22 protein-coding genes are annotated in these 23800 nt (G+C 72.9%); 9 read left to right on the top strand and 13 right to left on the bottom strand.

Translation table 11 applies throughout. From position 1 onward, the window contains the following. Positions 1 to 120: 120 nt before the first annotated feature. From lanL to IG86_RS0126660, 5 genes are all read left to right on the top strand, one after another. A complete protein-coding gene (lanL, locus tag IG86_RS0126640) occupies positions 121 to 2799 on the top strand; it encodes a class IV lanthionine synthetase LanL (RefSeq protein ID WP_030900219.1) in 2679 nt (892 codons plus the stop codon). 60 nt (positions 2800 to 2859) lie between these two features. Further along, positions 2860 to 3015 carry a VenA family class IV lanthipeptide gene (locus IG86_RS43700; RefSeq protein ID WP_167350579.1) on the top strand — a complete coding sequence of 52 codons (156 nt, stop codon included), beginning with the start codon at positions 2860 to 2862 and terminating at the stop codon, positions 3013 to 3015. Between the two features lie 184 nt (positions 3016 to 3199). Further along, entirely contained in the window at positions 3200 to 4285 is a 1086-nt protein-coding gene (locus IG86_RS0126650; protein WP_078848328.1) for an ABC transporter ATP-binding protein, read from the top strand. After that, positions 4282 to 5139 (top strand): ABC transporter permease, encoded by an 858-nt coding sequence (locus tag IG86_RS0126655; RefSeq protein ID WP_030900222.1) that lies wholly within the window; start codon positions 4282 to 4284, stop codon positions 5137 to 5139. The genes IG86_RS0126650 and IG86_RS0126655 overlap by 4 nt, the downstream gene beginning before the upstream one ends. Before the next feature lie 397 nt (positions 5140 to 5536). After that, entirely contained in the window at positions 5537 to 6925 is a 1389-nt protein-coding gene (locus tag IG86_RS0126660) for a hypothetical protein (RefSeq protein ID WP_030900224.1), read from the top strand. Between the two features lie 57 nt (positions 6926 to 6982). Here the strand turns inward: IG86_RS0126660 and IG86_RS0126665 are convergent, their stop codons facing one another. The 9 genes from IG86_RS0126665 to IG86_RS0126705 all read right to left on the bottom strand — a co-directional run bounded on the left by IG86_RS0126665 (position 6983) and on the right by IG86_RS0126705 (position 15462). Next, positions 6983 to 8188 carry a phospholipase D-like domain-containing protein gene (locus IG86_RS0126665; protein WP_030829064.1) on the bottom strand — a complete coding sequence of 402 codons (1206 nt, stop codon included), beginning with the start codon at positions 8186 to 8188 and terminating at the stop codon, positions 6983 to 6985. After that, positions 8185 to 8955 carry a restriction endonuclease gene (locus tag IG86_RS39075; protein WP_045936779.1) on the bottom strand — a complete coding sequence of 257 codons (771 nt, stop codon included), beginning with the start codon at positions 8953 to 8955 and terminating at the stop codon, positions 8185 to 8187. The genes IG86_RS0126665 and IG86_RS39075 overlap by 4 nt, the downstream gene beginning before the upstream one ends. Positions 8956 to 9071: 116 nt before the next feature. After that, positions 9072 to 9539 carry an ATP-binding protein gene (locus IG86_RS0126675; protein WP_030900229.1) on the bottom strand — a complete coding sequence of 156 codons (468 nt, stop codon included), beginning with the start codon at positions 9537 to 9539 and terminating at the stop codon, positions 9072 to 9074. A gap of 26 nt (positions 9540 to 9565) precedes the next feature. Continuing rightward, the gene (locus IG86_RS40145; protein WP_063761569.1) at positions 9566 to 9928 is read right to left on the bottom strand and encodes an STAS domain-containing protein; all 363 of its coding nucleotides are present in this window, start codon (positions 9926 to 9928) and stop codon (positions 9566 to 9568) included. Between the two features lie 79 nt (positions 9929 to 10007). After that, positions 10008 to 10466 (bottom strand): response regulator, encoded by a 459-nt coding sequence (locus IG86_RS0126685; RefSeq protein ID WP_030900232.1) that lies wholly within the window; start codon positions 10464 to 10466, stop codon positions 10008 to 10010. After that, positions 10463 to 12181, bottom strand: a complete 1719-nt coding sequence (locus tag IG86_RS0126690; RefSeq protein WP_338116762.1) for a sensor histidine kinase — start codon at positions 12179 to 12181, stop codon at positions 10463 to 10465. The genes IG86_RS0126685 and IG86_RS0126690 overlap by 4 nt, the downstream gene beginning before the upstream one ends. Beyond that, entirely contained in the window at positions 12178 to 13470 is a 1293-nt protein-coding gene (locus IG86_RS0126695) for a PP2C family protein-serine/threonine phosphatase (protein WP_107056288.1), read from the bottom strand. The genes IG86_RS0126690 and IG86_RS0126695 overlap by 4 nt, the downstream gene beginning before the upstream one ends. A gap of 183 nt (positions 13471 to 13653) precedes the next feature. Further along, complete coding sequence (locus IG86_RS0126700; protein WP_030900241.1) at positions 13654 to 14178, bottom strand: MarR family winged helix-turn-helix transcriptional regulator; 525 nt, start codon at positions 14176 to 14178, stop codon at positions 13654 to 13656. A 69-nt stretch (positions 14179 to 14247) separates the two neighbouring features. After that, positions 14248 to 15462 carry a PP2C family protein-serine/threonine phosphatase gene (locus IG86_RS0126705; RefSeq protein WP_051785423.1) on the bottom strand — a complete coding sequence of 405 codons (1215 nt, stop codon included), beginning with the start codon at positions 15460 to 15462 and terminating at the stop codon, positions 14248 to 14250. A gap of 101 nt (positions 15463 to 15563) precedes the next feature. On the opposite strand from IG86_RS0126705, the gene IG86_RS0126710 reads away from it, so the two are divergent. Then, complete coding sequence (locus IG86_RS0126710; RefSeq protein WP_030900246.1) at positions 15564 to 16064, top strand: MarR family winged helix-turn-helix transcriptional regulator; 501 nt, start codon at positions 15564 to 15566, stop codon at positions 16062 to 16064. A gap of 82 nt (positions 16065 to 16146) precedes the next feature. Then, positions 16147 to 16440 (top strand): DUF1905 domain-containing protein, encoded by a 294-nt coding sequence (locus IG86_RS0126715; protein ID WP_030900248.1) that lies wholly within the window; start codon positions 16147 to 16149, stop codon positions 16438 to 16440. Here IG86_RS0126715 and IG86_RS0126720 read toward each other — a convergent pair. The 3 genes from IG86_RS0126720 to IG86_RS41505 all read right to left on the bottom strand — a co-directional run bounded on the left by IG86_RS0126720 (position 16429) and on the right by IG86_RS41505 (position 20108). After that, positions 16429 to 17250, bottom strand: coding sequence for a phosphatase PAP2 family protein (locus tag IG86_RS0126720; protein ID WP_051785424.1), 822 nt, complete (start codon positions 17248 to 17250; stop codon positions 16429 to 16431). The genes IG86_RS0126715 and IG86_RS0126720 overlap by 12 nt on opposite strands. Before the next feature lie 92 nt (positions 17251 to 17342). After that, positions 17343 to 18296, bottom strand: a complete 954-nt coding sequence (locus tag IG86_RS0126725; RefSeq protein ID WP_030900253.1) for a YihY/virulence factor BrkB family protein — start codon at positions 18294 to 18296, stop codon at positions 17343 to 17345. 30 nt (positions 18297 to 18326) lie between these two features. Then, positions 18327 to 20108 carry a bifunctional phosphatase PAP2/diacylglycerol kinase family protein gene (locus IG86_RS41505; RefSeq protein WP_107056289.1) on the bottom strand — a complete coding sequence of 594 codons (1782 nt, stop codon included), beginning with the start codon at positions 20106 to 20108 and terminating at the stop codon, positions 18327 to 18329. A 170-nt stretch (positions 20109 to 20278) separates the two neighbouring features. Between IG86_RS41505 and IG86_RS0126740 the strand changes: the two genes are divergently transcribed. Next, complete coding sequence (locus IG86_RS0126740; RefSeq protein ID WP_045936781.1) at positions 20279 to 21274, top strand: hypothetical protein; 996 nt, start codon at positions 20279 to 20281, stop codon at positions 21272 to 21274. A 106-nt stretch (positions 21275 to 21380) separates the two neighbouring features. After that, positions 21381 to 21977, top strand: a complete 597-nt coding sequence (locus tag IG86_RS44600; RefSeq protein WP_244306083.1) for a DUF3072 domain-containing protein — start codon at positions 21381 to 21383, stop codon at positions 21975 to 21977. A gap of 61 nt (positions 21978 to 22038) precedes the next feature. Here IG86_RS44600 and IG86_RS0126750 read toward each other — a convergent pair whose 3' ends face one another. Continuing rightward, positions 22039 to 23649: an alpha/beta hydrolase gene (locus IG86_RS0126750; RefSeq protein ID WP_051785425.1), complete on the bottom strand. Its 1611-nt coding sequence runs from the start codon at positions 23647 to 23649 to the stop codon at positions 22039 to 22041. Positions 23650 to 23800: the final 151 nt, after the last annotated feature.

A 23800-nucleotide genomic window follows, 5' to 3' on the forward strand; every position in this document is an offset into this window, starting at 1 on the left:
GCGGCGCAACGACACCGTGCGCTCGTCGCAGCCAGTGACGTCGGCCCGGAACGGCCGATACGTTCTTCATTACCGAAGGCATATTCCAACCAGCGGTCCTCGCCGTTGAGAGGGACAGGCATGACGAGCCACGCAACCGAAGTCGACCTCGAAGAACTGCTCCGCCGGGCGCTGGACTCCTCCGGTGCGGGCCCGCGTTGGACCACCGACGCGGACGAGATGTGGTGCCGCCTCACGCCCCTGACCGCCCCCCGACGCGACCAGGGATGGAAGCTGCACGTGTCGGCGACCTCCGCCTCCGCCCCCGCGGTCCTCGCCAGGTCCCTGGACGTGCTGCTGAGGGAGGAATCGGCGTTCAAGTTCGCCCGGTCCCCGGAGAAGGTCGGCGCGCTCAACTCCCGCGCCACGCCCCGGGGAAGCTCCGGCAAGTTCCTCACCGTCTACCCGCGCTCCGACGCCGACGCGGCCCGCATCGCACTCGACTTGCACCGGGCCACCGCGGGGCTGGCCGGCCCCCGGATCCTGTCGGACCAGCCGTACGCCGCGAACAGCCTGGTGCACTACCGCTACGGCGCCTTCGTCGGCCGCCGGCGGCTCTCGGACGACGGTCTGCTGGTGTGGTTCATAGAAGACCCCGACGGCAACCCCGTCGAGGACAAGCGCACCGGCCGGTACTCCCCGCCCTCCTGGGCCGTCAGCCCCTTCCCCGCCTCGGCCCCCGTCCCGCCGCGCGACCCGAGCACGACGGACGCGCCGGTGCTGCTCGGCGGCCGCTTCTCGGTGCGCGAGGCGATCCGCCACACCAACAAGGGCGGCGTCTACCGGGGTACGGACGTCACCACCGGCGCGCCCGTGGTCATCAAGGAGGCCCGGCCGCACGTGGAGGCCGACGCGTCCGGCCACGACGTCCGCGACTGGCTGCGCGCCGAGGCCCGGACACTGCGGAGCCTCGACGGCACGGGCCTGGCACCGGAACCCGTCGCCATGTTCGAGCACGCCGGACACCTGTTCCTGGCCCAGGAGGAAGTACCGGGCGTCCCCTTGCGCAACTGGGTCGCCGAACACTTCCGTGACGCCGGAAGCGAGCGCTACCGCAGCGACGCCCTCGCGATGGCGGCCCGCCTCGTCGACCTCGTCGCCGCTGCCCACGCCCACGGCTGCGTCCTGCGGGACTTCACACCCGGCAACATCATGGTCCGGCCGGACGGCGAACTGCGCCTCATCGACCTCGAACTCGCCGTCCTCAAGGGCGACACCGCCCTCCCGACGACGGTCGGAACCCCCGGCTTCAGCGCCCCCGAGCGCCTGCACGACGCACCCGTCTCGCCCACGGCCGACTACTACAGCCTCGGCGCCACCGTGTGCTTCGTCCTCGCCGGGAAGGTCCCCAACCTGCTGCCCGAGGAGCCGGCCGGCCGGCCCCCGCAGCAGCGGCTCGCCGAATGGCTCGCCGCCTGCGAGGCGACGCTCGACCTGCCCGACGGACCGCACGAGATGATCCTCGGACTGATGAGGGACGAGCCCGCCGAGCGCTGGGACCCCGCCAGGGCGCGCACGGCACTGCGCCGGACGGAACGCGAACTCCCGCACCGCCGCCACCACCACGACACCATCGCCATCGCCGCGAACCGCAGCGACGCGTGCCACGACCTGACGCAGACCGCCGTGGCGGGCATCGTGGAGCACCTCGTCGACTCCATGACCCCGGACGACGACAAGCGGCTGTGGCCCGTCTCCACCATGGCGGGGGAGACCGACCCGTGCACCGTGCAGCAGGGCGCGGCCGGCGTTCTGGCCGTCCTGACCAGGTACTTCGAGCTCACCGGCGACCCGCGCCTGCCGGAGCTGATATCCACCGCGGGCCACTGGACAGCGGCCCGCACCGACCTGGACTCCGTACGCCCCGGCCTGCACTTCGGCGGCCGCGGCACCGCCTGGGCGCTGTACGACGCCGGAAGCGCAGTCGGCGACCGCGCCCTCATGGACCACGCACTGGCCCTCGCCCTCGCGCCGCAGACACCGACGCCCAGCCATGACATCACCCACGGCGCCGCCGGCAGCGGACTCGCCGCGGCCCACCTGTGGCACCGCACCGGGGATCCCCGCCTGGCGGACCTGGTCGTCGACGCCGCCGACCGGCTGGCCGCGGCCGCGCGCCGCGAGCCGCCCGGAGTGAGCTGGCCGGTACCCGCCGAAGCCGTCTCCGAGGAAGCGGGCAAACGCTACCTGGGCTTCGCGCACGGCACCGCCGGCATCGGCTGCTTCCTCCTCGCCGCCGCGACCGTCGCGGACCGGCGGGACTACACCGAGCTGGCGGTGGAGGCGGGCGAACACCTGCTCGCCCACGCCGTGCTCGTCGGTGAGGCCGCCCAGTGGCCGGCCCAGGCGACCGACCCGCCCACGGCCCCGTACTGGTGCCACGGCTCGGCCGGCATCGGCACCTTCCTGGTGCGGCTCTGGCGCGCCACCGGCGACGACCGGTTCGGCGATCTCGCCCGCCGCGCGACGCGCGCCGTCGTCGAACGGGCCTCCCGCGCGGCCCTCACCCAATGCCACGGCCTGGCGGGCAACGGCGACTTCCTCCTCGACATGGTCGAGGCGACGGGGGAGAGGTCCTACCGCACCATGGCCGAACACCTGGCCCGCCTCGTCGTCGCCGAGCGGTCCCACCGCGCCGGCCACGTCGTCTTCCCCAACGAGTACGGGGACGTCTCGACGAGCTGGAGCGACGGATCCGCAGGAATCCTGGCCTTCCTCCTGCGGATCCGCCACACAGAACCCCGGCGCTGGATGATCTGACCCAGCCGCCGGTTTGAGCGGCAGGGACCCTGCCGCCACATCACAGAGAAGGAGAAAGTCATGGAGAACCGCGACCTCGAACTGCTGGCTCACCTGCACGCCCTTCCGGAGACCGACCCGGTCGGCGTCGACGGCGCCCCGTTCGCCGCGACCTGTGAGTGCGTCGGCCTGCTGACGCTCCTCAACACCGTCTGCGTGGGCATCAGCTGCGCCTGACCCCGACAAAGGGCCCTCTCGGCCGGCCTTGACACGAGAAGGCCCCGATGACCTCCGGCCGGTGGCTGCCCCGCAGCAGCCACCGGCCGGAGCACCAACCCGCGCCTGACCGTGGCGCCACCCGTCCCACCCCGAGCCGTACACCCCGGGTCCGCAGACGACACCCCGCAGACGAGGACCGACCATGCAGCCACACGCCGGTGACGACGTCCCCGCTCAGGCCCTCCTCCTGACAGCCGCGCCCACGGACCACGACACCACCCGGCCCGCGCCCGAACCGGCGTACGCCATCAGCACGCGCGGCCTGGTCAAGGCCTACCCGGGCCCGGACGGCACCACCGTCCACGCCGTCCGCGGCCTGGACCTCGACGTGCGTCAAGGCGAGACCTTCGCCTTCCTCGGCCCCAACGGCGCCGGGAAGTCCACCACCATCGCCATGCTGTGCGCCCTGGCCCGCCCCACCGCCGGACGGGCCGTCGTGGCGGGCGCCGACGTCCTCGGCCGGCCGGACCGGGTACGACGACACGTGGGCATGCTCTTCCAGCACAGCGCCCTGGACCCGGACCTGACGGCCGAGCAGAACCTCTACATCCACACACGCCTGTACGGGATGGGCCGCCGCCACGCCCGCCGGCGCGTCACCGACACGCTGGAGGCGGTCGCACTGACCGGCCGGCGGCGGTCCCCGGTCCGGACCCTGTCGGGCGGCATGCGCCGACGCCTGGAGCTGGCCCGGGGACTGCTGCACGAGCCCCGCATCCTCTTCCTCGACGAGCCGACCACCGGGCTCGACCCGCACGCCCGCGCACAGGTCTGGGACCATCTGCGCGCACTGCGCGACCGCCACGGCACCACGCTCTTCGTCACCACCCACTACCTGGAAGAGGCGGAGAACTGCGATCGCCTCGCCATCATCGACGCAGGCCGCCTGGTCGCACAGGGGACGCCCGCCGCCCTGAAGGCCGCGATCGGCGACGACCGGGTGGTCCTGCGCACCGGCGACGACGCGAGGGCGCGACAGGTCGTACGCGACACCGCTCCGCCGGGCACCGCCCCCACCGTGGACACCGACGGTCTCTGCCTGCGCCTACCGGACGGGAGCGCCTGGATCCCCCGCCTGTGCGCGGCGCTGGCGGCCCACGGCATCCCCGTACGGGCGGCATCCGCGACCCCGCCCACGCTCGACGACGTCTTCTTCCACCACACCGGCCGCAGCCTCAACACCGCCCGGCCCCCGCAGACGCGCTCACACTCCGGGAGGGACGCATGACGGCACCCGCGCTCCGCGCCCCCGCGACCGCCGACGACGGCCGCGAACCGACCCGCCTACGGCGTGAACTGCGCGCGATCCACGGCCTGGTCCACCGCGACCTGCTGCGCCTGTCCTCCCAGCCCACCCACACGGCCCTCATGCTGCTCCAGCCGGTGCTGTACCTCTTCATCCTCGGAGGCGGGCTGGCCGCCCTGATCCCCGCCTCCACGCTGGGCGTCGGCTACCAGACCTACCTCTTCCCCGGCATGCTGATGATGACGGTCCAGACGCCGGCCATCATGGTCGGCATCCGCCTGATCACCGACCGGCAGAGCGGCTATCTGCGCGAGCTGCTCATGGCCCCGGTCAGCCGCACCACCCTGCTCCTGGGCAGCTGCGCCGGAGGCACCACCGTCGCCGCGGTCCAGGGGGCGGTGCTCCTCGCACTGGCCGGCGCCGTGGGCCTGCCCTACGATCCGCTGCTGCTGGCGCTGCTCATGGCCGGCATGATCCTGGCCTCCTTCACCATCACCGCACTGTCCCTGGCCCTGGCCGTGAGTCTCCAACGGGCCGAGGTCTTCCACATGCTGCTCGGCGTCGTGATGATGCCGCTGCTGTTCCTCTCCGGCGGGTTCTTCCCACTCGAAAGCCTGCCGGGGTGGGCCCGCGCCCTCGCCGCCGTGAATCCGATCGCCTACGGAGTGGACCTGCTCCGCCGTTCCATCACGCTCCGGTTGCCGGACCGGGCGGCCGCGGCGGGCATCGAGTGGTTCGGCAGCCGCCCCCCACTGGCCCTGGAAGCCGCCGCCCTCGCATCGGCCGGCGCCCTTGCCCTCCTCTGGGCCGCCCACCGCTTCAAGCGCCCCGAGTAGGGCCGCCCGCAACGACCCGGCCGCCTCGTGACAGCCCGTCACCACGCAGCGAGGAAGTGCCCCTCGTCGCCGTACCCATTTCCTTCCCGGTCGTGAAGCTGAATGCCGACCTGATGAAAACGCGACGTTCTTGCCCGTCGGTTCGACTCCCGTCCATTGCGTCCGCTGCGGTTGAATCCCCGTGGGAGTGCGCTCACGCTGAATTCCTCGGCCCGCATTCGCGATGATCCAGGCGGGCTCGCCCGACCCGTTCGCGCGTTTTCTGCTCCGTCCGAGCTGTCCGCCCGCCCGTACGGATCATGCCGGGGAGCCGACGGCGGTGGCGCATGATCGGCTGGGCTCGGCTGGTTGCGGTCCCCTGACGGCCGGCCGTACATCCCAGGAGGAGGAGTCCCCGATGTCTCGTCGGCATGTCCCGGCCGTCCTCGGCCTCGTGGCGGGCGCGCTGGTGGCGGTCCCCGCCCCGGCCGCTCACGCCGCCACGGTGCAGGTTCGCTGCTCGGTCCCGGATCTCGTCGCGGCGGTCGACGCGGCGAACAGCTCACCGGGGCCGGACACGCTCCAGCTGGCGCGCAAGTGCACGTACACGCTGACGGCGCCGGACCCCGTGAACCCCGGCAACGGGCTACCGGTGATCACCAGTGAGATCACCATCGACGGACGTGGGGCCACCATCAGGCGGGACGAGCGCGGCAACAAGGTGCCGAAGTTCCGGATCCTGTTCGTCGGTCCGACGGGAAACCTCACGCTCACCCGCACGACGATCAGCGGCGGCTTCGCCACGGACTGCCCCGCATTTCCCGACCCTCCGGGCCTGGCCTGCGGCGGCGGCATCTCCAACACCGGAACGATGAAGGTGACGCGCAGCAAGTTCATCGGCAACACCGCCCGGTCCGACGTGTTCGCCCAGGGCGGCGGCATCGACAGCCCCGGCAGCGGAAGCGTGAGCGAGACCGAAGTCACCGCGAACCACGTCGTCTACAGCGGGAGCGAAGCCGGCGGCGGCGCCGCCGGTGGCGCCATCTCGAACGACGGTCCGCTCACGGTCACCCGGTCCCGGCTGACCGGGAACACCGCGACCGTCACCAAGGACACGCAGAGCACCGCGTTCGCGGCCGGCATCATCAGCTTCGCCGAGACGACCGTCGAGGACACGGTCATCAGCAGGAACCGTGCCTTCGCCCCGGGCGGCATCGCGCGTGGCGCCGTCTCCAACGGCATCCCGGTGCCCGGCAGGCTCACCGTGACCGGCGGCGCCATCAGCGACAACACGTCGGACGCACCGCACGGTGTCGCCCAGGGCGGCGGCATCGCGAACAACGGCCTGATGACCGCGAGCAGGGTGAGGATCAGCGGCAACCGGGCGGTGGCAAAGGACGGTACCGCACGAGGTGGAGGCGTCCGCGTGGGCCCCTTCGGCACGCTGGAGCTGACCGACAGCCACGTCACCGGGAACACCGCCGAAGCGCCGAACGGCACGGCTCAGGGCGGCGGCCTCGACAACCCCGACGGCGGCACCCTGACGGCCAGCCGCAACAAGGTCCTCCGGAACGCGGTCACCGCCAAGGACGGCACCGCACAGGGCGGCGGCCTCTACCACGCCGGCGGAACCACGGGGCTGGGCACCACCACGCTGCGGGAGAACACCATCACCCACAACCGGGCGGGCGACGGCGGCGGCATCTTCAAGGCCTCCGGCGTCCTCACCCTGAACGGCGACGTCATCCGCGACAACCAGCCGAACAACTGCAGCCCGGCCGGCACGGTCCCGGGCTGCACCGGCTGACGGCCCTGCCCGTGGGGCGGAGGTGCCTCTCCGCCCCGTCGGCCACGCTGCGCCGCCTCACAGGAAGCGGCGCAGCGGCCGGACCGACAGTTCCCGGGCGCGCTGGACAGCTGAGCGGCGGCGCCAGCGGCCCGGAGCGATGCGCGTGCTGGCCCGGAGGTCCTCGTCGTAGTGCTCGTCCAGGGTGCGGGTGACCGCCGGGTCCATCACGGCCAGCATGACCTCCTCGTCGTGGTCGAGGGAGCGGCGGTTGAAGTTGGACGAGCCGATGAGGGAGACCACCCCGTCCATCGTCAGGATCTTGGCGTGCATCATCGTCGGCTGGTACTGGTGGATGCGCACCCCGGCGGCGGTCAGCGCCTCGTAGTGGTGCTGACCCGCCAGCTGGCACACCCGCTTGTCGGTGTGCGGGCCGGGCAGCAGGACCTCGACGGTCACGCCCCGGCGGGCGGTGGCGGACAGCAGCTCGACGAAGTAGTCGTCCGGGGCGAAGTACGCGGTCGCCAGGCGCACGCGCTCCTGCGCCGACTCCAGGACGACCCGCATCAGCGTCTGCATGTCCTGCCACCCGAAGGCGGCCGAGCCGCGCACCACCTGGACGACGGCGGAGCCGGCCGGCTCGTGGCCCACGAAACGGTCGCGGTCGTCGAAGAGTTCGGGATGGCACTCCGCCCAGTTCTGGGCGAACGCGGCGGCGATCCCGTCGACGGCCGGCCCGCGGACCTCGGCGTGCGTGTCACGCCACTCGTGCGGATTGCGGGCGTCGCCGCACCACTCCTCGGCTATGCCGACGCCGCCCGTGAAGGCGGTCCGTTCGTCGACGACGAGGACCTTGCGGTGGCAGCGGTGGTTCTGCTTGAGCGGGGAGAGGAAGAAGGGTCTGCGGAACCAGGCGACGTCCACCCCGGCCGTGCTCATCCGGTCCAGCAGGTCCTGTTCGATCAGGCGGCTGCCGAAGCCGTCCAGCAGCAGCCGCACGCGCACGCCGTGCCGGGCCCGCTCGGCCAGGGCCTCGGCGAACCGGCGGGCGATGTCGCCCTTCCAGTAGACGAAGGTCATCATGTCGACCGTGTGCCGGGCGGAGGAGATCGCGTCGAGCATCGCGGCGAAGATCTCGTCGCCGTTGCGCAACGGACGTACGGAGTTCCCCTCGGTCGCCGCGATGCCGATGAGGCGTTCGAGACGGCGGCGGATGCGGCGGATGCGCTCCTCGTCCCGGTCGGTTGCGTCGGCCGGGGCGACGCCGGTGTCGGTGGTGGTCATGATGTGGCTCCTCGGACGGGGGTGGACGGGGCGGGTGCGGGCGCGGCGGCGCCGGACTCCCACGGGGGAGGCGCCTGCTGTTCGGTCCAGGCGGCCAGGGCCTCGCCGTCGACGCGGACTATCCCGCAGGTGTCGGCGTACTCGGCGGCGGGCGCGGTGAAGGAGCTGGTCGTCACGATGACGGCGACGTCGGCCTCGTGGACCACGAAGCAGGTTCCGCCGAAGCGCTGGAGGTCCTGCGAGCCGACCCGGTTGTCCTCGGCGTAGTGCTTGCACTGGAGCACGACGCGTCGCCCGTCCGCCGTGGTCGCGAGGACGTCGGCGCCCAGGTCGCCCGCGCCGCCGACCACCTCCACCGAGGTGCAGCCGTCGCGGGCGCACAGGGCGGCCACCGCGTGCTCGAAGCCGTCCGCGTCGACCGCGGCGTGGTCGAGGGCGTCACCCCCGACCTCGGGGAGGTCCACGGGCGCCTCCGCGAACCCGGTGGGCCGCGGGGCGCCGGACCGGCGCCGGACGGGCGCGAAGCTCCACTTCGCCAGGAGCGCGCCCAGCAGCAGGACGGCCAGGGCGGCGACCGGGGTCACCGGGAGCCTGATCCCGTCCGCGGGGGCGGCCTTCAGGAAGGCGGCCACGCCTGCGACGGCGGTGCCGAGCAGCCCGAGCGCGAGCACCGCGTCGCGCCCCAGACCGGGGCGCCCGGGGCCGGTGCGCCCCACAGGTCCGATGCCGCGTACGGACGCGGGCGCGTCCTCCTCGGGTGTGGTCATACGAGATCCCCCTCTCGCCCCGGCACACCGCGGTCCCCGCCCCGACCGGTGTCGGGGCGGGGACCGCGGCGGACGCCGAAGCCTGTTCGACGCCCGTATGGCCGAAATTCCGGATCTCAAACCGGGCGGGGATCCCCCTGGGGGCCGGCCGCGCCACCGAGCGGGACGACGACCTCGATGCGCTTGCCGCCGTGCGCTGCAGGGACGATCGTCACGCTCCGCGCGAGGCGGTGTATCAGCGGCCATCCGAAGCCGCCCTGGCCCGTCACCGCCCCCGCGGGGCGGGCCGGCGGGGACGGGGGAGCGGTGCTGGTGGCATCGGTTACGGCGATCCGCAGGCCGGCCCCGCCCGCGCACAGGGCGGCGTCGAAGCCGAGCAGCCCGCCGCCGTGCCGGACGGCATTCGTGACCAGCTCGGAGGTCACCAGCAGCGCGTCGGTGAGGACCGCCTCCCCGGCCGCGGTGCCGACCCGCACGATCGCGGAGGACTCCAGGAGGGCCCGTACGCGGTCGCGCGCCTGCATGGCTGTGCGCGGCCCGCTCGGGCTCGTCCTGAGGTCGTTCGTCTCGGCGTGGTACAGCACCGCTCACCTCCTCGTGGGAACGCCGCTCACCCCTCTCGGGGCGGGACGATCATGACCGTGCCCTCGGCCACGCTGGGCGCGGTGGCGAAGGCCAGTTCGGCACCGGTGAGCTCCAGCAGCCGGGCCAGGCGGCTCGGCACGGTTCCCGCCAGGACCACCGGCCGGTCCAGCGCGGGCTGCAGCATGACGCTGAGCGCGGTCGAGTCGACGAAGGTCACCCCGGCCACGTCCAGCACGAAGCGGGCCACACCGGGCGCTGCGGGATCCATCGCGGTCCGCAGATCCGCCACGTTGTCCATGTCGAACTCACCCGCCATGACGACGATGCGCACGTCCCCGTCGGAGCGGGTTTCTACGCGACTGCGTCCCTCGGCGTTGTGCGTGTCCATGCTGCTCACGTCCGTCTTCCCCACATTTCCGTTCGCATTCCCGAACCCTTGCGTCCCGTCACCGGCCCGGCCACCGGCCTCACCGTGTGCGGGGGAGCTTGACCACGGTGACGAAGAAGTCGTCGATCTGCTGGATCGCCCGGATGAACTGGTCGAGGTCCACCGGCTTCGTCACGTAGGCGTTGGCGTGCAGCTTGTAGCTGCGCAGGATGTCCTCCTCGGCGGCCGAGGTGGTGAGCACGACCACCGGGATGTGGTTCAGCTCCGGATCCGTCTTGATCCGTTCGAGGACCTGCCGTCCGTCGTACTTGGGAAGGTTCAGGTCGAGCAGGATCAGATCGGGGCGCGGGGCGTTGGCGTGCTCGCCGCGGCGGTACAGGAAGTCCAGGGCCTCCAGGCCGTCCCGCACGACGTGCAGGACGTTCCCGATCTTGTTGTCCTCGAAGGCCTCTCGGGTCATCAGCTCGTCGCCCGCGTCGTCCTCGACCAGCAGGACTTCGGCGGGGGCGGCCTGGGGCCGGTCAGCGGGAGTGCTCATCGGAGGGTTCCTTCGGTGGGTACGGCGGCGGGCGGCTCGGCACCGGCGCCGGACTCCGCGGTCTCGGCCGCGCCGGTGTCGGTGTCGGTGTCGGTGTCGGTGTCGGCGGTGTCGGTGGTCGCAGCGGCGACGGGCAGGGTGAAGACGATCCGGGTGCCTTCCCGGTGGTCGGTGTCGATCCGGATGCGCCCGCCCGCGTGCTCGACGATCTTCTTGCAGAGCGAGAGGCCGATACCGGTGCCGCCGTAGGTCTCCCGGCCGTGCAGCCGCTGGAAGATGACGAAGACCTTCTCGGCGAACTCGGCCGGTACGCCGATGCCGTTGTCGGTGACGGTGAAGGTGTGGAAGCCCGGTTCCGCGTCGCGGCCTTCGGCCAGGGCCACCTCGACGCGCGGAGCGCGGTCGGGCGAGCGGAACTTGACGGCGTTGCCCACCAGGTTCTGCCACAGCATCGTCAGGAGGGTCGGGTCGCCCACCACGTCCGGGAGCCGCTCGGGCCGGATGATCTCCGCGCCGCTCTCCTCCACGGCGGCGGCCAGGTTGCGCAGCGCCCGGTCCAGGGGGCCGTCCATCGCGACCGTCTCGCGCGCGTCCTGGACCCGGCCCACCCGCGAGAAGGTCAGCAGGTCGTTGATGAGCACCTGCATCCGCTTGGCGCCGTCGACGGCGAAGCCGATGTACTGCGCGCCGCGCTCGTCGAGCTGGTCCCCGTACCGCTTCTCCAGCAACTGGCAGAAGGAGGCCACCTTGCGCAGCGGCTCCTGCAGGTCGTGCGAGGCCACGTACGCGAACTGCTCCAGCTCGGCATTGGAACGGCGCAGCTCCACCGCCTGCGCGTCGAGCTCGGCGGCCGTGCGGTCGAGCCGCTCGGCATTGCGCCGCGAAGCCTTCAGCTCGGCCACCGTCCGGTGCCGCATGGCCTCCACCGCCCGGGCCAGGGCCCGTAGGTCGGAGGGGCCGCGCAGCGGGATCTCCTCCTCGAAGGCCCCGTCCGCGACGCGCTGGGAGGCGGTCCGCACCAGGGCGAGCGGCCGCAGTACGCCCACGTGGAGCAGCACGGCGAGGGCGGTGCCGGCCAGCAGGAAGGCCACGACGATCGCCAGCAGGATGTGGTCGCGCTGCGAGCGCGCTTCGCCGAAGGTGGTGCGGGCGTCGGCCTGGATGCGGTCCAGACGCGCCTGCTGGGCGGCGATCCGGCGGCGGACCTCGTCGAAGCGGTCCTTGCCGTCCTGGAGGGACGGCGGGGCGGTGCCCTTCTCCACGGAGGCGATGGCGGGGGCGGCGAACTGCTCGCGCCAGGTCCGGGCTGCCTCCTGCACGGCCGCCAGGTCCTCACGTACGCCGTCGTCGCCTTCGTCGCCGGCGAGGACCGTCGCCAGGCGCCGGGCGGCGTCGGTCTCGTTGGTCAGCCCGCGTTCGTACGGCTCCAGCAGCGCGGGCTCGTCGGCCAGCAGGTAGCCGCGGACCCCGGTCTCCTGGTCCAGTAGTGCCGTCTCCAGCCGCAGGGCGTCCCGCTGGGCGGGCAGGATCCCGTCGACGAGCCGGTTGCCGGCCATGGTGGTGTGGGACAGCAGGGCCGCGCCGAGCGCGCCCGTGCCGACGACCATGAGGGCGAGCAGGACCAGCACGCTGGTCAGCCAGGCCTGCAGGCTCGGCCCGTGGCGGTCCGGGGCCCGTCCGCGGGGCGTTTCGGGAGGCTGTGCGGGGGAGGTCACGTGGGGGAGTTCCATTCGAGGTGGAGGACGGCGACGTCGTCGGCCAGACCGCCCCAGTCCGCGGCGAGGCCCTGCGCCGTCTGGATGAGGGTGTCGACGAACGGTTCCGCGGGCAGGTCGGCGTGTTTGCGGGCGATCTCCAGCAGGCCCGCCTCGTCGAGGCGGTCGGATCCGGGGCCGGTGCGCCCCTCGATCAGGCCGTCCGTGAAGAGCATCACGGCGCCGCCCGCCTCCACGGCCACCTCGGTGACGGGCCAGCCGGCGCCCCAGCCGGGCAGTATGCCCAGCGCGGGCCCGCCGGGAACGGTGCGCAGTTCCACACCGGCCGCGGAACGGACCAGGAATCCCGGGTGGCCGGCGCGCTGTACGGATACGGCGCGGGTGCCGGCGGGACGGGTGAGGGAGACGAGGGTGGCGAAGATCTCGGGGCCGGAACGCTCCGCCAGCAGGATCCGCTCCAGGAGCCCGAGCAGTTCGGCGCCGCGGGCGCCGGCCATGACGAAGGACCGCCAGGCCACGCGCAGGCACACGCCGAGCGCCGCCTCGCTGGGGCCGTGGCCGGATACGTCCCCGACGACGGCGTGCGTGGCCCCGTCGGGGGTCTGGACGACGTCGTAGAAGTCCCCGCCGAGCAGCGTCTGGGCGCGTCCGGGCTGGTAGCGGGCGCAGACGGTGACGGCGTCGGCCGCGTCGTCGAGCAGCAACGGCGTGGGAAGCAGGCCGCGTTCGAGGCGCGCGTTCTCCTCGGCGCGCAGTTTGCCCGCCTGGAGGGCGACGGCCGCGAGCTCGGTCCGCTTGCGCTGGATCGCGTAGCGGATGGCCCGCATGAAGACGTCGGCCTCAAGACGTCCCTTGACCAGGTAGTCCTGGGCACCGGCCGCGACGGCGGTCAGTCCCGACCGCTCCTCCGACAGGCCCGTCAGGACGACGACCGCGGCCTCGGAGGACACGGCGAGGACCTTCTCCAGCCCGTCCAGCCCCTGGGCGTCGGGCAGGTGCAGGTCCAGCAGGACGCACTCTGGGGCCTCGGCCTCCAGCAGGTGCAGGGCGTCGGCGAGGGAGCGGGCCCGGCCCAGGCGGACCTCGATCCCGCTGTCCTCCACGAGTTCCTCGACGAGCACGGCGTCGCCCTCGTCGTCCTCGATCAGCAGGACGTACGGCGGTACGCCGTTCCACAGCGCCAGCGAGTCGTCCGGTCTCCCGGAGGTCGCCTGCCGGGGGTGGACCACCGGCGGCTGCGGTGTGCGGGCGGCTGGGTGTTGGGCCCCCAGCCCGGGGATGCTCACCATGGCGTCGCGTCTGTCCCTTCTCATCTCGGACGGCGGACGCCCGTCGGACGCGTGGTTGCGTCGGATAAGCCTAGAGTGATCATTTGCCGTTAGGCAATATTTTACGGACTCAATGATTCTGTCATCCCGTGGAGCGACCGGGAACCACCCCCATGGACCGGAGGCGGCCGCGCCCCCCGACCGTCAGGCGCTGTCGGGGACGGAGGCCGGGGCCGGGGCGGCGGAGGGGCCGGGGTCCGTATGCGGATCGTCCGCCGGGTACGCGCCAGCGGCGGCCTCCCGGAACGCCTCCAGGCCCGCCACCAGCGAGTTCACCGCCTCGGGCGCCATCCGCCCGAGCACGGCCGAAAGCTCGCGCACCCGGATCGCCCGCCGCTCGTCCAGCAGCGCCCGCCCCTGCGGTGTGAGTCGCACCTCCACCTCGCGGCGCCGGGACGGGTGGGGCGAGCGGGTGAGCAGCCCCATGGCCTCCAGCCGGTCGCAGAGCCGGGTGACCGACGGCGGGCGGGAGCCGAGCACGTCTCCCAGGGTCCGCAGATTGACGCCCTCGGCACCCTCCACGGCGAGCAGCGCACGCAGCTGCGACGGTGAGACGGCCGGTTCCACACCGTCCTGGCCCCTGGCGTGCAGCACCGCGAGGAGGTCCGCCGCGGCGCCGAGGGCCACGGCCGGGTCCTCGTACGCGCCGGAGCGGCCGGGACGGGGCATGCCACCACTGTGCCACCCTCCGGCGCGGAAGGCCCTGACCGCCCTGATGCCCCGACCGCCCTGTCGCCCCTACGGCTCGCCGCCGCCGGGCTCCGTACCGGGCCGGCCGTGCCAGTCGAGGCAGACGACCATCGCGTCGTCGACGGCCTCCGCGCCGCCCCGGTACCCCGGCAGCTCCTCCAGGAGTGCCCGCGGCACCTGCGAGGGCGGCAGCAGCCGCGTGTTCATCACGGCCCGGGTCAGGGCGTGCAGGCCGTACGGCTCGCCGGCGGGGGAGAGGACGTCGAAGACGCCGTCGCTCAGGAAGAACAGCCGGTCCCCGGGCAGCACCCGGAAGCGCTGGGTGGTGTAGACGGTGTCCTCGAACATGCCGAGCGGCAGCTGCGCCTCCAGCCCGAACGGCTCCACGCTGCCCCCGCGCAGCCGCCAGACCCGGGGCGACCCGGCGTCGATGACCTCCACCTCACCGGTGTCCAGATCGAAGCGGAGCAGCAGCATCGCCACGTGCAGCCGCCCCTGGTACTGGCCGTAGAGGGCCTGGTCCGCCAGGGCCGCCTGATCGGCGAGGCCGAGGCCGGCCCGCCGGGCGTTGCGCAGGGCACTGACGGCGAGGCTGGTCAGCAGCGCCGCGTCGATGCCCTCGCCCATGCCGTTGTTGACTGTCAGCGTCAGATGGTCGGCGGAGGCCGACCAGTCGAAACTGTCGCCGAAGATGGCGTACGCGGGCTCCAGTTGGGCCCCGAGGTCGTACTCGGGCCGGGAGCACGAGCGCCCCGGCAGCAGCTGCCACTGCATCTCGGCGGCCAGGGTGAGTCTCTTGGCCCGGCGCGCCTGCAGGAAGACGTCGGTGTCGCGGTCGGCGACGAGGATCTCGTGGCCCAGCGCGTCGGCCACGTCCTGCAGCGGTCCGAGGAGCCCGCCGACCGCGACTCCGGCCGGGTAGCGGACGCTCAGGACCCCCAGCCGGTCGCCGCGCACGGTCACCGGCAGGTGCACGGTGATCCCGTCCTCCCCGGGGACCACGTGCGCCTCCTGGGCGCCGAAGGCCCGGCCCTCGGCACTGTTGTACGCCGACACGGAATCGGCGGTGAACGGCTGGGCCGTGACGGGCTGGAGCCGTGCCGAGGCGTAGTCCGCCATCAACAGTTCCGCGCCCGCCGCCCCGTGGTCGCGGGCCAGGATGCCCCGGACCTCCTCGAACAGCGCGTGCGGGGCGGCGCCGCGCAGCGCGCGCTCGACCTCCCCGCCGCCCCCGACACCTTCGTCGCGTACGCCTTCAGTCACCGGCCCCGTACCTGTCTCTCTCGCAACTGCCAAGATGGGGGACGACGAAGCCGCCGGTCCGCCGGGGAAGGGCTGCGCGTACGTCCGGTAGGGAGTGTCACATGAGTCATCGGTCGATCGGCGCCCCGAGGCCCGCCGTGTCGGCGGTGGCGGAGATGAGCGAGCTGATCGAGCTGCTGGAGGTGGTCTGGGAGCGGGGCCGGGACACGGCGAGCGTCGCACCCGTGTCCTCCGCGCAGGCCCGGGTGCTGTTCCTCGTCGAGGCGAACGACCAGCTGAACCTGCGCGAGCTCGGCCGGCTGCTGGAGGCGGCCCCGCCGTCCGTCACCCGGCTGTGCGACCGCCTGCAGGCCGTGGGATTTCTCGAACGGCACCCCGGGGCCGACGACCGCCGCGAGGTACTGCTCCGGCTGACGCCCGCGGGCCGGACGTACCTCGAACGACTGCGCGACCGCAGGCAGGAGGTACTGGCCGAGGCGATGGCCGCGATGCCGGAAGCCTCCCGGGCCGCCCTGGCGACGGGGCTCGCCGACTTCTGCGCGGCGGTCGCGAAGCCGCTGCGGCTGCCGTCCCCGAACTCCTTCACCACCAGGACGGCCTGACGCGGGCGAGCGGCCCTGCGTAGGGTGGGCGGGTCACGCCGTACCGCCCGTCGCCCCCCCCCGACGAGGAAGGAACACCCTCATGCGCATGGTCTTCGCCGGCCGGGTGATCGAGTGGCGGGGACCCGCGCCGTTCTACTTCGTCCCCGTGCCGCAGGAGCAGTCCGCCGACGTGCAGCAGGTGGCGGCGACGGCCACGTACGGCTGGGGCGTCGTCCCCGTCGAGGCCCGCATCGGCGAAGTCACCTTCGAGACGTCGCTGTTCCCGAGGGACGGCGGGTACCTGCTGCCCGTCAAGAACGCAGTCCGAAAGCCGCTGGGGCTGGTGGCCGGGGACGACGTGAGCGTGGAGATGACCGTTCGCCTACAGGGCTGACCGGGCCGTGGGGCGGGAGGGGGCTTCCGGGTCGGTGGCGGAGGAGATCTCCGGCTCCAGGCCCTCGCTCACCGTCGTACGCGGGCGTCCGGTATCGGCCCGCCACGCCTCGAAGGCCAGGGTCGTCGCCGTGACCACGGCGACGCCGAGCAGCCAGCCCCCGACGACATCGCTCACCCAGTGCACCCCCAGCGCGACCCGGGTGTAGCCGACCCCGAGGACCGCCGCCGCCGCGAGCGCCCACGGCAACGGCCGCCAGGCGCGCGGCACCAGCGGGAGCAGGACCAGCAGGAGGACGGCGCAGGAGGTCATGGCCGTCATGGCGTGGCCGGAGGGGAAGGAGAAGCCGGGCGCGTGGGCGACGGGTTCCGGCAGGTGCGGGCGGGCCCGCTCCACCGCGTTCTTGACCAGGAACCCGATCACCGCCCCGGACGTCGCCGTGACACCGGCCCACGTCGCCAGCCGCCACGCCCGCCGGGTCAGGAGCCACACCACCAGGGCCGCCACCAGCAGCCGCATGGTCACCGGGTCCCACACCACACCGGTGAAGAAGTCCAGGACGCGCACCCAGGCGGGGTGTTCGAGGGCGGTACGGTGCAGCCGCTCCGCGGTGGTCCGGTCGAGCCGGTGCAGCGGCGGCCACCGGGACTCGACGAGTACGAGGGCCAGGGCGAACGGCACCGCCACCGTGGCCGTGGCCGTCACCGCCAGCACCAGTCTGCGGCCGAACGCCGCGTCGGGCCCCGAGTGCCGGGCGAGCAGCGCTCGGACGGTGCCGAGGCATCGGGAACGGGCCGTGCGCTGTGCCATGGCGGTGGAACCTGCCTTCGGGGAGAGCCGTAACGGGCGGACGGGCGGATGGACGGACGGATGGATGGGCACTCGGACGGTCGGGTGTGGTGTCAGACGCCCGGGTCCCGGGCCACCGGCTCCTTCGTCCCCGCGCGCACCGCTTCCAGCTGGGCCGCGAAGGACAGCCCGAGGAACAGCGCCAGCGAGGTGAGGTAGGACCACAGCAGCAGCGACATGATCGCGCTGAGGGGCCCGTACACGCTGGTGAAGGAGCTGCTGGCGCCGACGTACAGGCTCAGCGCCCACGTCGCGCCGAGCCACAGCACCAGGTGGACGACGGCGCCGAAGGCCAGCCACGTGTAGCCCGGCTGGGCACGGCGCGGCGAGAGGCGGAAGATCGCACTGGTGGCGAGCACGGCCAGCAGCACGCCGACGGGCCACCGCAGGACGTCCCAGGCGCGGATGGTGGCCGGGCCGAGCTGGTACACCTCGGCGAACGCGCGGGCCAGGTCGGAGCCGAGGACCGTGACGATGAAACTGAGCCCCAGCGGAAGCCCCGCCAGTACCGCCATGACCAGGCCGCGCGAGTACTTCCGCAGGAAGGGCCGGTCGCGTTCGTTGCCGTAGATCCGGTTCGCGCCGCGCTCGACCTGGCACAGACTCGTGGTGACGTTGACGAGGGAGAACAACAGGCCGAGCCACAAGGCCGCCTGCCCGCCGTCGCCGGCGTGCCGACGGCTCTCGCGCAGCGCCTCGTCGACCATGTCCTGGCTGGGGCCGTTGGTCATCCGGCTGATCGTGAGCTCGGCCACGCGGCCGATGTCCTCGGTGTGCAGGACGCTGGAGAGGCCTATCGCGGCGATGGCCAGCGGCACGATCGACAGGACGGTCTGGAGGGCCAGGGCACGGGAGTGGCTGAAGCCGTCCGCGTAGCGGAAGCGCACGAAGGAGTCACGGGCCAGGCGCCAGCTGCCGTACCGGCGCAGAGCCGCCCATGCCTCGTCGCCGGACAGCTCCTCGCCCCGCACGTCGCGTCGCTGCGGTACCCGGGTGGCGGTTCCCATCGGGCGTCTCCCTTCCTGACGGTGTTCGGGTCAGAGCTGCGCGGTGCGTGCGGCAGGTGCGGTACGGGCGGTGGAGGAGGTACGGGCGGTACGGGCGGTGCTCGGCGTTCCGCCGGGCGCGCGCGGCAGCCGCATCCGCAGGGCCCCCGGTTCCGTGTCGACGGTCAGCCGGGTGCCCTCGCTCATGGTGTCGCCGTCGACCTCGCGGCCCTCGGCCCGCGCGAAGCGGACCTCGATCCGGGCGGCACTGAAGTACTCCAACGAGCCCGCGGCGACGGACACCGGCCCGCCGGGTGCGTGGGTCTGGGCCTGGACCGTGGTCGGGGCCGGACGCCGTACGATCCGGGCGGCCAGGTGCGCCGCCGCGGCGAGCCAGCCGGCCGCCCCGCGCGGGTCGAAGAGCACGACCTCCATCCGGCCGCTGTCCGGCCGTGCCCGCGGCAGCAGTTCCAGGCCGGCCTGGAGCGCGCCGACGTTGCCGATGACCACCATCCGGGCCCGCCGCCGGATCCGGCGGCCCCCGTCGAGGCGGAGGGACAGGCGCATGCGGGGGTCGCGCAGGTGCCGGGCCGCCGACAGGCCGTAGGCGGCCCAGCCCAGGTGGGCCTTGAGGACCGGGGACGCGTCGCGGACCATGGCGGCGTCGAAGCCGGCGCCCGCCATCACGGTGAACCGGGTCGGCGGGAGGCCGTCGCCCTCGACCCTGCCGACGTCGATCCGGAAGTCGCCGCCCGCCAGGGCCTCGTCGAGGGCGGTCGCCGGGTCGGACGGCAGGTCGAGGTTGCGGGCGAGCAGGTTGCCGGTGCCGCAGGGCACGAGCGCCAGCGGGATCCCGGTGCCGGCGACGGCATCGGCGCAGACCCGTACGGTGCCGTCGCCGCCGCAGACCACCACCAGGTCCACACCGCCCGCGGCGCACTCCTCGGCAAGCCTCCCGCCGGGCCGGTCCACGGTGGTCGAGGTCCATCGCTGGTCGGTGAAACCGTGCCGGTGGAGCCGGGCGCGCACCTCGGCGGCCAGCTCGTCCGGGCAGCCGTGGGGATGGCGTACGACGACGACCCTCCCGCCCGCGCGGCGGGAGCGCCCGTCCTGGGCGGGTACGGGGGAGGCCCCGCCGTCCGAAGTCCCCTGCGGTGCCGGGGCGTCGTCGGCGGCACCACGGCCGGACAGGAACACGGACCCGACGACCAGCAGCGTCGCGGCGCCGTTGAGCAGGCCGCCCAGCACGTCGGACGGATGGTGCATGCCCCGGTAGACCCGGGACAGCCCGACCGCGGGCGGAACGAGCAGCAGCACCCCGGCCGCGAGGTACCGCCAGGGGCCGCGCGCGCGGTGCAGCACGAGGGCCGCCAGCCCTCCGTACAGGGCGACGGACGCGCCGACGTGCCCCGAGGGGAAACTCGACGTGGGCGGCGCCCCGTCCAGTTGGGGAACGTCGGGGCGGGGCCGCTCCACGAAGAAGGTGACCACGAGGAAGACCGCCGACTGGACGGCCACCGACACCCCGAGGAAAACGGCCTCCGCCCACCGCGGGGCGGGCGGCAGCGCCAGCAGCACGGCCACGCAGAGCAGCGTCACCGCGATGATGCCCTCCGTACTGGCCGCCAGCGACAGCCCCGCGGTGACACCGTTCCCGACCGGGCTCCGATGCGCGGCGAAGTCCTGGGACAGCCGGTCCTCCAGGGTGAGCGGCCACAGGCCGACCGCCACACGGGTCACCCAAAGACCCAGGAGCACCATCAAGATGGCCTGGCCCGCAAGGAGCCACACCAGCCGCGAGCGTCTCGCGGCACCGCCGTTTTCGGTCGTCATGGAGGCCCTTGTTGCCCGTCACACCCCGATGATGCGCCCGCCGCCCCGCCCACCCGCGCGAAGGGGGCCGGAGCGTTGCCCGGGCGGTTGCTTTTCAGCGGGGACCGGCGGTGTCGGTGCGGGGTGATAAGACAGGGGGATTTCCGCCGGTGGTGTAGCAGGGGAGAGGCATGGCGTCCGAGGAGCCGGTATTCGATCACGAGGAGGCATCGGTTCACGGATTCGAGCTGTACGAGGGAACGCAGCTCGACGTGCGCGCGGTGATCTCGGGCATGCCGAAGCACGTCAAGGACGGGTTCCTCCTCGAAGAGGTGGCCTGGAGCCGCTTCGGGCATGCCTACGGCTCGGGACACGATGTGCCTGAGCGACTGTCCCGCCTGCGCTCCCGGGACGCCGAGACAGCCGGCCCGGCCCTGGACCTGCTGTGGGGCAGTGTCGTTCACCAGGGTACGGTCGGCTCCGTGGCCCCACTGACGGTGCCGTTCCTTCTGCGGATCGCTGCCGACCCCTCGGCGTACGGACGTGCAGGTGTGCTCGGTCTGGCCGCCGCGACGGCGCGACGAGAGCACTGGGGACACGGCACTCGCACTACCTTCCTCAGGGTGGCCACGCCGGAACTGCGGTGCGACTGCGGCGGCTATTCGATGAACTGGTCCGTCGAAGCGTCACGCAACGCCGTAACCGATGATGTCGACCTGCTCCTTCCGCTTCTCGACGATGCGGACTCCGATGTCCGAACCGCCACTTGCTACACCCTGGCCACTGCTTCGGGCGAGGCAGACCGCATCACGGACGCCCTCCGGGCTCGCCTGACCACTGAGAGGACTCCCCTGGTTCGCGCGAGCCTCGTGCTGGCCGTTGCGGAGCTGGGCAGCGAACACGCTGTCGCCGGCAGCGCCGCCTGGGCCCGTGCCCTCTGGGCTGATCCCACACAGCCCGCAGATGTCCGCGTGCCTGCCGCACTGGCCTGGCTCTGCCTCGTGGACGACCCCGTCCCGGACGATCTGCGGGCAACGCTTGATGGTCTGGTCACCCACAGCCTGGCAGAGGTCCTCGACGACGTGCCGTGGATTGCACATGTCGACGACAACGGACTCGACCGCACCCTCGACCAGATGCTGAACAACGCGCCACCGGGCGTCCGGTGCGATGACCCCTGGGCCTGACTCCGCCCGGTGCCCGCGTCCCGGCTCGACGGAGTGGCGGCCGTCACCCCCGCTCGGCTGACAACGGGCTGTCGCACACAAGGGCGTCGGTGGGAGACTGTGCGCCGTGTCCGGGTTCGCGAGAGATCCGAAGTACTACGGCGACCGGCTGGTGTACGAGCCGCTTGAGCGCAAGTGGGCCGGATACCACGCCCGGCACTGCGGGTGCGGCCTGGACTGGCTCGAAGGCCACGCCGTCCCGGCCGGGTTCACCGTGATCCCCAGGGGCAGGACCGGCTACTACGGGCTCGTAGGCCCCGGCCTGACCGAGGGCGTCGACGAGGAGGCGCTGACCACGAACGCGCTGTGGGAAGCGGTCACCGGCACCCCCGGCACACAGACCTGGCACGAACCCGTTCACATCACCTGCCGCAGCCCCGAGTCGGAAGCGGCCCGCAGGGCGGAGAACGAGAAGGTCTACGGTCCGCGGCGCGAACGCGCTGAGAAGGCGAAGGCGGAGCCGGCCACTGACGCGCAAGTGAAGTATCTGATCACGCTCGCGGAGAAGGTCGGCAAGGAGCGGTTCGACGCGGAGTTCGCCAAGGTGATCAAGGGCAGCGACATCGCCCCGCGCACTCCCCGGCAGCGGTGTGCGACAGCCGCGAAGCGGCTCACCAAGGCCAGGGCCCGAAAACTCATCACCGCCCTCGTCGGCCACGACTAGCCCGGCCCGCCCGCGTCGTCGTCCTCGTCCGGCTCCCGCCCGCGGCGCCCGGGCCCCGTCGTCAGCGGGCTCCGGCACCCTCCGGATCCGGGGTGGGCGGCGGGTTGTGGCAGGTCACGTCCTTCGCGGGCAGCCGTCCCGTCGACAGGTACGCGTTGACGGGTGTGTTGGCGCAGGCGGTGGGGTTGGAGAGATACACACCGTGCCCCCGACCCCCCAGCGCCAGTACCATCCGCGACCCCTTGAGTGCCTGGTGCAGCCCCTGGCCGGTCTCGAGCGGGGTCATCGGATCCCACTCGTTCTGCACGGTCAGGACGTCGGCCCGGGTCTTCATGGGGGTGGCGGGCTCCAGCGGCCGCTGCCAGAAGGCGCACGGTTTGATGTTCGACGCGAAGTCCCCGTACAGCGGGTGCTTCACCTTGTCCCGCGCCGCGTCCCGCGCGTACTGCTCCGGATCGCGGGGCCAGCTGTCCGTGTCCCCGCACACCACGGACCAGTACACGGCGGTGGCGTTGCTGGCGGAAGTGGCGTCCGTACCTTCCGACGCCCCTACCGCGTCGACGCCCGGGCCGGCGGCCCGGACGCCGCCGAGCGGCGACTGCGCGCCGGGCCCCTTCCTGCCGGCGCCCTTCCCGCTCGCGCCCGGATCGGTGCCACCCGGCGGCCGGGGCGCCTTGTCGGCCGATGCCTTGATGGACTTGACGACGACCGAGGCACCGTGGGGATCGAAGAAGAGCGACGGGTCGGCCCTGATGTAGTCACCCGTCACCTTCTCCCCGTAGTGGATGATCGGTTCCCGGTCGGCCCGCGCCACCAGCGCCCAGAAGGTGGCCGAGACCGCCTCGGGCGTGGCGCCGAGCCCATAAGTGTCCGAGCGCTCCGCCGCCCACCGCGTCCACCGCTCGAAGGCGGGCTCGGCTCCGGTACCCCATGCCTGGATCATGCCGCGCCAGACGCGCCCCGGGTCCACGCCGCTGTCCAGGACGAACCGGTCGGTGCGCTCCGGGAACATCTGGGAGTACACCGCGCCGAGGTAGGTCCCGTACGAGTAGCCCAGGTAGGAGACCGTCCGTTCCCCCAATGCGGCGCGGATGACGTCCATGTCGCGCGCCGTGTTGCGGGTGGTGATGTACGGAATCACATCGCCCGACTTCTCACGGCACTTGTCGGCGATTCCGCGCGCCCACGACACGTCCGAGGCGAAGGTCTCGGGCCGGTACGCCCCGCCGACGCCCACCTCCGCTTCGCTCAGTTCACCACAGCCGATCGGGCTGCTCTCGCCGACGCCGCGCGGGTCGAAGCCGACGAGGTCGTAGCGGTCGCGGACGTCCTTGGGCATCTCGGCATTGGCCCGTACCGGCCGGTAGAGCCCCGAGGTCCCGGGGCCGCCGGGGTTGAGGAGGAGGACGCCACGCCGCTTGGCGGGGTTCTCGCTCTTCATCCGGGATATGGCGAGGTTCAGGGTGCGCCCTTCGGGACGCTGGTAGTCGAGCGGCACCTTGAGGGTGGCGCACTCGTACGCCGGCGGCCGATCGGGGCTGCAGCGGTGCCAGACCGGCGTTTGTCGCAGGTACGCGGGGGTCGGGGCGGCGGAGGCCGATGGCGCCGCCAGCCCGGGGAGGGCGGTGGCGAGGAGTCCGGCGGTGGCGAGCAGCGGTGCGAGGCGTTTCATACGCGTGGTCCCGTTCCTTCGTCGGGTGAAATCGCTTGCGCCTCGACTGTGTTGGACGAGCAGGTCAGACCGGATCCCTCCACAGAACGATCTACCATCCCCCGCTCGTATCACCTGAAATCCGGACACATGGCCGAGACTCATCCAACAG

This window comes from Streptomyces virginiae (assembly GCF_000720455.1).
GTDB lineage: Bacteria > Actinomycetota > Actinomycetes > Streptomycetales > Streptomycetaceae > Streptomyces > Streptomyces virginiae.